Genomic DNA, 11,281 nt, shown 5'->3' on the forward strand with positions numbered 1-11,281 from the left:
GCCCCATTTGGGACCAACTTCTCCGTGATATACATGCTTTAACTAGCTACTATAGCAATGGCTTTTTAGCCGGAATGCCTGGACGACGCGGATATGTTTTGGGAGTTGTCTCTATTTTGTTGATAAGAATGATATTTCTCTCCCCCGCTTCGTCAGGTAGCTCAAAGCTCTCTACCTTACGGGTTTTACCACCAAGTAGCTTAATAGCCCGTTTCGCCTCATTTAGTTCAAGTGTAACGTCTGGGCCCTTCATGGAAGCGAACAAGCCGTTTTGCTTAACCAACGGCAGACAAAACTCTGCTAATAAATTCAATCGTGCCACTGCTCTGGCTGATACGATATCGAACTGTTCACGGTACTTTTTATCCTGTCCAATCTCTTCTGCTCTTCCATGCACAGGATACAAATCCGTCAGGCCTAGTTCTGTACCCACATGACTTAGGAAATTCATACGTTTTTGCAAGGAATCAATGATGGTCATCTGTAAATGAGGGAAGCAAATCTTCAGCGGAATGCTTGGAAAACCAGCACCTCCTCCTACATCGGCCATTTTCTTCATATCCTGCAACGGAACATAAAACGCTAAAGAAATGGAGTCATAAAAGTGCTTATTATATACCTCATCCTCTTCGGTAATGCCCGTTAAATTCATTTTTTCGTTCCATTCGACCAATAGACGATAATATTGATCAAACTGGTCCAATTGTTCGGAAGTAAGCACAATCCCTTTTTCTTGTAGGCGTGCAGAAAAATCCTGTTTGCTCATTCCAGTCTCCTCTATTCAGCGGCTTGGTTTAGCATGCGATGAAATTGCTCCATATAAATCATCAATACAGAGATATCAGCTGGCGTTACACCGGAAATACGTGATGCTTGACCAATGTTTAGTGGACGAATTTTTTGTAGCTTTTCACGCGCTTCCTTCGACATACCGGAAATAACGGTATAGTCGATCCTTTTCGGAATGAGCTTTTCCTCCACCTTTTTCATTTTTTCTACTTGAGCTAACGATTTACGAATATATCCGTCGTATTTGACTTGAATTTCTACTTGCTCGCGAACATCTACATCTAACTCTTCTGGAGCAGGAGAAATGCGGTGGATATGCTCATACGTTACCTCTGGACGACGTAATAATTGAGCTAGATCAATCACCTCTGTCAGTTCAGGAGTACCTGCTTCTCGAAGTACCTCCTGAGCCAATTCGTGTTCTGGACGAATCCGAGTTGAATGCAGACGTTCCTTTTCCTTTGCTACTAGCTCGCGTTTTTGTTGAAATTTGTTGTGGCGTTCTTCACTGATTAAACCAATTTCGTAACCAATGTCAGTTAAACGCATATCTGCATTATCATGACGAAGCAAGAGACGGTATTCCGCACGAGAGGTTAACAGACGATAAGGTTCATTCGTTCCCTTGGTAACTAGATCATCAATAAGAACACCCATATATGCTTCCTCGCGACCTAGGATCACTGGAGGTTTTCCCTGTACCTTACGAGCTGCATTTATCCCTGCCATTAGACCTTGTCCTGCTGCCTCTTCATAGCCTGATGTACCATTAATCTGTCCTGCTGTAAACAGACCTTCTATCAATTTGGTTTCCAATGAAGGCCACAATTGTGTAGGCACAATGGAATCATACTCAATGGCATAACCAGGACGCATCATTTTAGCATTTTCCATACCGTCCATAGAACGAAGCATGCTTAACTGAACATCCTCTGGCAGACTGGTTGACAAACCTTGTACGTACATCTCTTCTGTATGACGACCCTCTGGCTCCAGGAAGATTTGATGACGCGGTTTGTCGTTGAAACGTACTACTTTATCCTCTATAGAAGGGCAATAACGTGGCCCGGTTCCTTCAATTGCACCAGAATACATCGGAGCACGATGCAGATTGTCCTGAATCACTTCATGAGTTTCCAGATTCGTATATGTTAACCAGCATGGTAATTGATCAGGAATCGAAGCTGTTGTTTCGTATGAAAATGCACGTGGTTCCTCATCACCTGGCTGAATTTCCATCTTGGAGAAATCAACGCTGCTTTTATGCACGCGAGGCGGTGTCCCGGTTTTAAAACGAACAAGCTCAAAGCCCAATTCTTTTAAATGCTCAGCCAAACGCACGGAAGGACGCATGTTATTAGGTCCACTTTCATACTGGAGATCACCAATAATAATCTTTCCACGTAAGTATGTTCCTGTGGTAACGACGACTGCCTTCGCTTTATACTGTGCCCCAGTGTTGGTAATAACCCCTTCGCACACGCCGTTATTTACAATTAGCTCCTCAACCATCGCTTGACGCAAAATGAGATTTGGCGTATTTTCAATCGTTTTCTTCATTTCATGCTGGTATGCAAACTTATCCGCTTGCGCACGCAACGCATGAACAGCCGGGCCTTTTCCTGTATTAAGCATCCGCATTTGGATATAGGTTTTATCTGTATTTTTACCCATCTCACCGCCTAAAGCGTCAATTTCACGAACTACGTGTCCCTTTGCAGGGCCACCTACTGACGGGTTACAAGGCATATAGGCTACAGCATCTAGATTGATCGTGATAAGCAGGGTTTGACATCCCATGCGAGCAGCTGCCAACGCAGATTCACACCCTGCATGACCCGCTCCGATAACAATTACGTCAAACTCCCCGCCGTTGTATGTTGTGCTCATGTTTCTACCTCCTATTTACCGAGACAGAATTGGGAGAAAATCTGATCAATTAAGTCCTCGCCAACACTCTCTCCGATTACTTCTCCTAATAACTCCCACGCCTTTTTAATATCTATCTGCACCATATCTACCGGCATTTGTTGATGAACACCGTCAATAGCATCTGCCATAGCCTGTTCGGCCTGACGCAGCAAATTAATATGGCGGGCATTACTGACATATGTCATATCTTCCTGTTGGACACGACCTGTAAAGAATAGATGGGCGATAGCTTGCTCTAACTGATCGATTCCCTTCTCTTCCTTGATGGACGTTAAAATCAAAGGTGCACTCGGAAAAGCCTCTTTTATCTTATCTATATCCAGCTTTTGCTCTAAATCAGTTTTATTGACGATAATGATGACCTGCAAGCCTTTAGCAGCCTCAAAAATAGCGAGATCATCATCGTTTAAAAACTCATTATAGTTTACCATAAGCAGCACTAAATCGACTTGTTGAAGAATTTGGCGAGACTTTTCTACCCCGATTTTTTCAACAATGTCATCTGTCTCCCGAATTCCAGCTGTATCAATTAGACGAAGAGGAACCCCTCTTACATTTACATATTCCTCGATAACGTCGCGAGTCGTCCCAGCAATCTCTGTTACAATCGCCTTATCTTCCTGTACAAAGCTATTTAATAATGACGATTTTCCAACGTTAGGCCTTCCGATGATCGCAGTAGATAATCCCTCGCGCAGGATTTTACCTTGTTTAGCCGTTTGTAGTAAACGAGCCACTTGTTGTTTTACCTCCTCACACTTACCTAGGAGGAAATTCTGGGTGAACTCTTCTACATCATGCTCAGGATAATCAAGCGTTACCTCAATATGAGCCATTGCTTCTATTAACTCCTGACGCAAGCCCTTAATTAGCTTGGACAGCTTTCCCTCTACTTGTGATAAGGCTACCTTTAAAGCTTTATCCGTTTTAGCTCGAATCAGATCAATAACGGCTTCCGCTTGTGATAAATCAATACGGCCGTTTAAGAAGGCCCTTTTCGTAAATTCCCCCGGTTCTGCCAATCTTGCTCCATGCTCCAGCACCAGATCGAGGACCTTCTCTACAGAAATCAAACCTCCATGGCAATTGATTTCCACTACATCCTCCCGTGTAAAAGTACGTGGTGCCTTCATAACAGAAACTAGTACTTCCTCTACTTGCTCATTAGCAACTGGATCTACCAGCGCACCATAATGTATCGTATGACTATCCACAGTGGATAACTTATTTTTACCTCGATAGATTTTATCCACAATCGAAATTGCATCATCGCCACTCACGCGAATGACTGCAATTCCACCTTCCCCCATGGGCGTGGCCACACCTGCAATCGTATCCATATTCACTATATTTCACCTCAAAACTATGAAGTAGGCATTCTTTTCCTAACGCCTTAGCATATCATATTTTTTCCACAATGAATAGAGCGCCTGCCATTGAGACTTATCCACAGTATTAGCAAAATCAAATCAGGTAAAACGCACAAAAAAAAAGAAGCCTAACGTGAGGCTTCTTTTTCCTTTGTTTTCGGTGCAACCACAATATAACGATGCGGTTCTTCACCTTCACTAAATGTAATGACATCAGTACGTGTTTGCAAAAAGGCGTGAATCACTTTTCGTTCTGCCGCTGTCATTGGTTCCAAACGTACGTTTCGTTTGGTGTGAATCGCTTTTTGAGCAAGACGATAAGCTAATTTCTCTAGTGCCTCTCTGCGCTTTGCTCGATAATTTTCTGCATCTAAAATAATGCGAACGTGCTTTTCTGCATGTTTATTGGCTACAACGTTAACCAAATATTGCAAGGAATCCAATGTCTGACCACGTCGACCAATCACCATGCCCAGATCTTCACCAATCATGTGGAAAACGGTACCTTCTGATTGTTTTTGGGAATCGATTTTCACATTGAGGTTCATTTGCTTTAACACATCAGCTAAAAATCCGCGTCCTTCTTCAATCGGATCATACTGTACTTCCACTTCTACTTTTGCATCTCTCGTACCTATCAAACCAAGAAATCCTTTACTTGGCTCTTCTAGTACGCGAACATTTACTCTGTCTCTTGATACTCCAAGTTCTCGCAGTGCCTTTTCAACAGCTTCATCAATCGTTTTGGCTGAAGCTAGCGCTTTTTTCACTTGGAAGCTCCCCCCTTGGGACTTTTCTGAGTAGTACGGTTATCTTTGTATAAGAAATACGTTTGGATAATCATATAGATGTTACCGTATACCCAATACAAAGCAAGGGCAGAAGGTAACGTCATAGAAATTACCAAAATCATGATAGGCATCATGTACAACATCATTTGCATTTGAGGGTTGTTTTGCATCGCAGAACCCATCATTTTTTGTTGCAGGAATGTTGTCAGAGCAGCTAATACTGGCAAGATAAAGAACGGGTCCTTTTCACCTAGCTGCATCCATAAAAACGATTGCTCTCGAATTTCGCTCGTGCGAATAATCGCATTATAAAAAGCAATAAGAATAGGCATTTGTACCAATAACGGTAAACATCCTGCCAGTGGGTTAATGTTATTTTTTTGGAATAATAACATGGTCTCTTGCTGTACTCTTTGTGGATCATTCTTGTACTTATCTCGGATTTTTTGAAGTTCTGGTTGAATGACCTGCATTGCCTTGGAAGATTTAATTTGCTTCACGTTAAGTGGCAATGTCAACGTACGAATTAAAATCGTCGCAACCAAAATTCCAAGCCCGAAGCTACCGCCAAGTAAAAGTGCGGATTCCTTGATCAGCCAAGATAGCGGATAAACGAAGAATTTATCCCAGATTCCAGTTGATTCAGGACCAATTGGCGGAGGATGTGCAATATCAGTCCCACATCCTGCCAGAATTACCATAAGGAATCCAAGCAGAAGGACATAGCGAATACGACTACTCAAAGACATGTTCCTCCTTTAGTTAAGGAAAATTATATTATTTATGTTTCTCTGGTACTGGATCAATTCCTCCTGGATGAAAGGGATGACATTTAGCAATTCGCACAATAGCTAACCATCCACCCTTCCATACACCAAAACGGCGTATGGCTTCAATCGCATAAAAGGAACACGTAGGCGCAAATCGACAGGTTGGAGGCTTTAATGGTGAAATAAATTTCTGATAAAAGCGGATAAACCCAATCAAAAATTTCTTCATTATCATCTAACCTCTTTTTTCGTTATGTATCTCAACCGCCTTTATTGCTTTTGCTCTTTTTAAAGCATGCATTAAAGAGCCCTGTATGGAAGCAAGCGGCATCTCTTCTACCCCTGGTCTCACAATTACAATGATATCCAAATGAGGCTTGATTCGATCCTCAATCGCAGCAATCGCTTCTTTTAAAAGTCGCTTAACTTTATTACGCGTGACAGCGTTGCCAATTTTTTTACTGGCAGAGATCCCGATTCGAAAAGTGGCTTGTCCCTGATTTTCTAATGTATAAATAACAAATTGTTTGTTAGCAGCTGATTTTCCCTTTTGAAAAACCTTCTGAAACTCTTCATTTTTTCGCAATCGATGCGAGCGATGCATTGGTGGACACCCCTACCATCAACATTATAGTGGAAAAAAAGGGCGCATTCCACTGCTTCTAGTATTACCAAGAAACAAAGGAAGAAGCCAGACAGGGCTGGCTCCTCACATATATTCTCTCACCTTTTTCTATAGAAGTACTCTTAAGTATTATCTATAGAAAAAGGCCACTTTAAAATGTGGCCTAAGCGGAAAGCACCTTTCTACCTTTACGACGACGGGCAGCTAAAACCTTACGGCCATTTTTTGTGCTCATACGTTTGCGGAACCCGTGATCTTTCTTACGTTTACGGTTGTTAGGATTAAATGTAGGTCTCATATTGAAGTTACACCTCCGTCCTCCAAGCATTCTTTGGAATTATATAAAGAAATAATCAAAAAGTCAAGTTACTCGTTATCTAATCCCTTTTGCCAAATTAATCCCTCTACTTTTATCTTCTCTTCCTCCTACATCTATCTTTTTTCTTTTCATCGTCTGTTTTCTACTATAAATAACTATCCACAAAAGATTATTTCCCGCCCCTGTGTATATCTTTTTTATCCACAGAAAAGTTTTCTACAAATTTATAAACAGGTTGCACACAAAATATAGGGGTGTTGATGAAATACGGCTACTATTTGTTGTGTTTGTGGATAACTATTAAAAAACCATTGATATCATGGCTTTTATTTGATATCATGTTTTTGTTTTGATCCGTTGATAAGTGAAATCAGATTTTTACTTTTCCACAGCATGTGGATAAGGTTGTGGACAGATATTCTGCATTGTGAATAAGATACTCACAGCTATGCGGATAATTGTCTTATTTTTTTCTCAGAAGGTACGGGAGTCCGTGATGACATATGATTTAGCATTTTTAATTATCCACAATGCCTGTGTAGTGCTGAAAGGAGGGATTTACTAGGTGGACGCAACGATTATAGAATTATGGCGAAAAGTTTTAGCTAAAATCGAGAAAACATTAAGCAAGCCTAGCTTCGACACCTGGTTGAAGGCGACAAAGGCAACTGCATTAGAGGAAGACTCTTTGATTGTAGTCGCTCCAAATGAATTTGCTCGTGATTGGCTCGAATCTCGCTATTCACCACTTATCATAGAAACGCTTTATGAAACGACAGGAATCCATATGAAGGTGAAGTTTGTCGTTCCCCAAAATCCCGACTTCGGTCTTACTGATGAGTTACCTATGGCGAAAGCAAAATTAGTATCTCAACCTCTAGCTGGCGATGATCAACCGCCTAGTATCTTAAATCCGAAGTATACATTCGACACATTTGTAATTGGTTCGGGGAACCGTTTTGCCCATGCAGCTTCACTAGCCGTAGCTGAAGCACCTGCGAAAGCTTACAATCCACTGTTTATTTATGGTGGTGTAGGTCTTGGTAAAACACACTTAATGCATGCGATTGGCCATTATGTCGTTCAGCATAATCCATCTGCGAAAGTGGTCTATTTATCATCTGAAAAATTTACGAATGAGTTTATTAACTCTATTCGCGATAATAAAGCGGTTGAATTCCGCAATAAATATCGTAGTGTAGATGTTTTGCTTATAGATGATATTCAATTCTTGGCTGGAAAAGAATCAACGCAGGAAGAATTTTTCCATACTTTTAACGCCCTGCATGAAGAAAGCAAACAAATCATCATTTCATCCGATCGACCGCCAAAGGAAATTCCTACTTTGGAGGATCGATTGCGTTCCCGTTTTGAATGGGGCTTGATTACGGATATTTCACCACCTGATCTGGAGACTCGAATTGCCATTCTGCGTAAGAAGGCCAAAGCCGAGAATCTGGATATTCCGAATGAGGTTATGATTTATATTGCCAACCAGATTGATAGCAACATTCGTGAGTTAGAAGGTGCTTTGATTCGCGTTGTTGCTTATTCTTCTCTGATTAATCGCGATATTGATACGCAATTGGCAGCCGAGGCCCTCAAGGACATCATTCCTTCCTCTAAGCCAAAAATCATTACAATTATTGATATTCAACGTGCAGTTGGTGAAGCTTACACGTTAAAATTAGAGGATTTTAAAGCAAAAAAACGCACAAAATCCGTTGCTTTTCCAAGACAAATAGCCATGTATCTATCTCGTGAGCTTACTGATGCCTCACTCCCTAAGATCGGGGACGAATTTGGCGGACGAGATCATACAACGGTTATCCATGCCCATGAAAAAATCTCGAAATCATTAGCAGTTGATCCTCAATTGCAGGCCACCATCCAAAACCTTATTGAAAAATTGAAGGCTGGCCATTAAACTAGTATTCCTGTGTACATTTGTGAATAACCTAAAAAGCCTATACACAACTTATCCACATGTGTATAGGCTTTACTTTTCAGCGCTTTTTGCAGATATCCACAAATCCACAGCGCCTATTACTACTACTATTATTTTTTTAATATAAAAGATTACTTACTATATATGCATACGGCATACGGAAATATGCATAATTCTTTTGTAGAACAAATCCTTGTATACGGGGGTAAGGTATAATGAAAATTACAGTCCAACGTGACAAACTATCAACTGCTGTTTCACATGTGGCTAAAGCTGTATCAACTAGAACAACGATTCCAATTTTGACAGGTATTAAACTAACAGCAAATGAAGAAGGCTTAACATTAACTGGTAGTGATTCAGATATTTCTATTGAGGTGCATGTTCCATTAGAAGAGGGAGAAAATTGGGGAGTTACTGTACACGAGCCAGGCAGCATCGTGCTACCATCACGTATTTTTAGTGAAATTGTACGTAAATTGCCAGCTAATGAAATTGATATTAGTGTAGATGATCGTTTACTTACGTTGATTCGTTCAGGTCAAGCCGAGTTTACAATCAATGGTCTAGATGCTAATGAATATCCTCAATTACCTCAATTAGAAGAGGATAAGGTTTTTAGCATTCCAAGCGATTTATTAAAAACAATGATTCGCCAAACATCCTTTGCAGTTGCCACTTCTGAAATGCGTCCCATCTTAACAGGGATTATGTGGACACTAGAAGAGGGAATACTAAAATTTGTAGCGACAGATAGCCATCGTTTTGCTTCTCGCAATGCAAAAGTAGAGTGTTCTGAATCCCTACGATTCTATAATATTGTTGTACCGGGTAAAAGTTGTAATGAATTGGTAAAGATTATAGATGATGATCAGAATTTGGTTGATATCGTTGTAGCCGACAATCAAATTTTAGTAAAATCAAATCATATCTTATTCTATTCCCGACTGTTGGAGGGAACTTATCCAGATACCAATCGTATTATTCCACAGGGCTGTAAAACGGAGATTGTTTTATCAACCAAAGAATTTTTACAATCCATTGAGCGTGCTTCCTTATTAAGTCGTGAAGGAAAAACCAATGTGGTAAAATTGGTAACATTGCCAGATGGAAATGTAGAAATTTCATCAAATGCACCAGAGATCGGAAAAGTAACGGAAACCATTCAGCCAAAACAATGCACTGGGGAGGAGTTAAAAATCTCCTTCAACGCAAAGTTTATGATTGATGCACTTCGTTCCATTGACAGCTCTGAGATTGTAACTAGCTTTACTGGGGCAATGAGCCCATTTATTATTCGACCAACTGATCATGATTGGAGTCTACATCTAATCTTGCCAGTTCGTACGTATTAAGAGGTAGCCACCTAAAGGAGTTTTCCCACATGGCAGATAAAGTTTACATTTCTACAGAATATATTACGCTTGGACAGTTTTTAAAACTAAGTTCAGTAATTGATACGGGTGGAATGGCTAAGCCTTTTTTAGCTGAGGTTCCCATTATGGTAAATGGAGAAAAAGAAAACCGCCGTGGTCGTAAGCTATATCCAGATGATCTAGTGGTTATTGAAGGGTACGGCTCTTATCAAGTGGCTGTACGCTGAGAGGAGTAAGCCCTTTGTTCTTACGTAATCTGTTTTTGACTAACTATCGAAATTACAGAGAGCTTTCACTGGATTTTACAGGACCGATTAATTTATTCGTTGGGAATAATGCGCAGGGCAAGACGAATGCATTAGAATCTATCTATGTACTTGCTCTGGCCAAATCCCACCGAACCTCCAAGGATAAAGAACTGATTAAGTGGAATGCAGATTATGCGGCGATCCGTAGTGAAGTCAATCGACGCTACGGATCTGTTCGTTTAGAGATGCAGTTGACCAATAAAGGTAAAAAGGCTAAAATTAATGGTTTAGAGCAGAAAAAACTGAGTAATTATATCGGTTCTTTAAATGTTGTGTTATTTGCGCCAGAGGATTTAGCAATCGTAAAGGGCGCTCCAGCCCAACGCAGACGCTTTCTAGACATGGAAATTGGTCAGGTTTCTCCAACATATATCTACCACTTGAGCAATTACAATAAAGTGTTAGCACAGAGAAATCAGCTATTGAAAGACCTTGCCATGAAAAAGAGTAGTCAGATTGACCTTATGGCAATTTGGAATACACAATTAGCTGATTTAACTGTAAAATTACTAAGGAAGCGTTTTGAGTTTATTACTAAATTAGAGCAATGGGCTCAAGAAATCCACGCTGGAATTACAGATGGTAAAGAGAAGCTGAGTTTGCATTATGTGAATAGTTCTCCTGTTACCAAAGAGATGAAAGAGGAAGAAGCTCTTCAAGCGCTACTGGCTGCTTATGAAGAGATATTTGAACGGGAAAAGATGAGAGGTAGTACACTAATCGGACCTCATCGTGATGATTTCTCTCTTTTGGTAAACGAGATGGATGTACAATCATTTGGCTCACAAGGGCAGCAGCGAACAACGGCTTTATCTTTGAAATTAGCCGAAATTGAGCTGATTAAGCAAGAAGTTGGGGAATATCCGATTCTGTTGCTTGATGACGTCTTGTCAGAACTGGATGAGCATAGACAAACATTATTACTTGAAACGATACAAGATAAAATTCAAACGTTTGTAACGACAACAGGTGTGGAAGGATTAAAGCATCAGGTCTTACAGCAAGCAACTCGCTTTAATGTGCAAGAGGGGTCCATTTCCAAAGAAGGGTAAG

At 40.6% G+C, this 11,281-nt stretch carries 12 protein-coding genes; 4 read left to right on the plus strand and 8 right to left on the minus strand.

Features of this window, described 5'->3' with window-relative positions:
* Positions 1-49: 49 nt before the first annotated feature.
* From rsmG to rpmH, 8 genes are all read right to left on the minus strand, one after another.
* Positions 50-766 (minus strand): 16S rRNA (guanine(527)-N(7))-methyltransferase RsmG, encoded by a 717-nt coding sequence (rsmG, locus tag GOP56_RS15875; RefSeq protein ID WP_003333992.1) that lies wholly within the window; start codon positions 764-766, stop codon positions 50-52.
* 11 nt (positions 767-777) lie between these two features.
* The gene (gene mnmG, locus GOP56_RS15880; protein ID WP_163246041.1) at positions 778-2,679 is read right to left on the minus strand and encodes a tRNA uridine-5-carboxymethylaminomethyl(34) synthesis enzyme MnmG; all 1,902 of its coding nucleotides are present in this window, start codon (positions 2,677-2,679) and stop codon (positions 778-780) included.
* A gap of 11 nt (positions 2,680-2,690) precedes the next feature.
* The gene (gene mnmE / locus GOP56_RS15885) at positions 2,691-4,067 is read right to left on the minus strand and encodes a tRNA uridine-5-carboxymethylaminomethyl(34) synthesis GTPase MnmE (RefSeq protein ID WP_162988303.1); all 1,377 of its coding nucleotides are present in this window, start codon (positions 4,065-4,067) and stop codon (positions 2,691-2,693) included.
* 152 nt (positions 4,068-4,219) lie between these two features.
* Positions 4,220-4,861 (minus strand): RNA-binding cell elongation regulator Jag/EloR, encoded by a 642-nt coding sequence (jag, locus tag GOP56_RS15890; protein ID WP_003333988.1) that lies wholly within the window; start codon positions 4,859-4,861, stop codon positions 4,220-4,222.
* Entirely contained in the window at positions 4,858-5,625 is a 768-nt protein-coding gene (yidC, locus tag GOP56_RS15895; protein WP_003333987.1) for a membrane protein insertase YidC, read from the minus strand. The genes jag and yidC overlap by 4 nt, the downstream gene beginning before the upstream one ends.
* Before the next feature lie 34 nt (positions 5,626-5,659).
* Entirely contained in the window at positions 5,660-5,881 is a 222-nt protein-coding gene (gene yidD, locus GOP56_RS15900; RefSeq protein ID WP_004432969.1) for a membrane protein insertion efficiency factor YidD, read from the minus strand.
* Between the two features lie 6 nt (positions 5,882-5,887).
* Complete coding sequence (gene rnpA, locus GOP56_RS15905) at positions 5,888-6,256, minus strand: ribonuclease P protein component (protein ID WP_003333986.1); 369 nt, start codon at positions 6,254-6,256, stop codon at positions 5,888-5,890.
* Between the two features lie 184 nt (positions 6,257-6,440).
* Positions 6,441-6,575: a 50S ribosomal protein L34 gene (gene rpmH / locus GOP56_RS15910; protein ID WP_003333985.1), complete on the minus strand. Its 135-nt coding sequence runs from the start codon at positions 6,573-6,575 to the stop codon at positions 6,441-6,443.
* Positions 6,576-7,161: 586 nt separating this feature from the next.
* On the opposite strand from rpmH, the gene dnaA reads away from it, so the two are divergent.
* The 4 genes from dnaA to recF all read left to right on the plus strand — a co-directional run bounded on the left by dnaA (position 7,162) and on the right by recF (position 11,280).
* A complete protein-coding gene (dnaA, locus tag GOP56_RS15915) occupies positions 7,162-8,523 on the plus strand; it encodes a chromosomal replication initiator protein DnaA (RefSeq protein ID WP_003333984.1) in 1,362 nt (453 codons plus the stop codon).
* Between the two features lie 236 nt (positions 8,524-8,759).
* Positions 8,760-9,899, plus strand: a complete 1,140-nt coding sequence (gene dnaN / locus GOP56_RS15920; protein ID WP_003333983.1) for a DNA polymerase III subunit beta — start codon at positions 8,760-8,762, stop codon at positions 9,897-9,899.
* A 29-nt stretch (positions 9,900-9,928) separates the two neighbouring features.
* Positions 9,929-10,147 (plus strand): S4 domain-containing protein YaaA, encoded by a 219-nt coding sequence (gene yaaA, locus GOP56_RS15925; RefSeq protein ID WP_003333982.1) that lies wholly within the window; start codon positions 9,929-9,931, stop codon positions 10,145-10,147.
* Between the two features lie 14 nt (positions 10,148-10,161).
* Positions 10,162-11,280 (plus strand): DNA replication/repair protein RecF, encoded by a 1,119-nt coding sequence (recF, locus tag GOP56_RS15930; RefSeq protein ID WP_003333980.1) that lies wholly within the window; start codon positions 10,162-10,164, stop codon positions 11,278-11,280.
* The last annotated feature ends 1 nt before the right edge of the window (position 11,281 follow it).

The sequence above is a fragment of the Brevibacillus sp. 7WMA2 genome (genome assembly GCF_010748895.1).
Taxonomy (GTDB): domain Bacteria; phylum Bacillota; class Bacilli; order Brevibacillales; family Brevibacillaceae; genus Brevibacillus_B; species Brevibacillus_B halotolerans.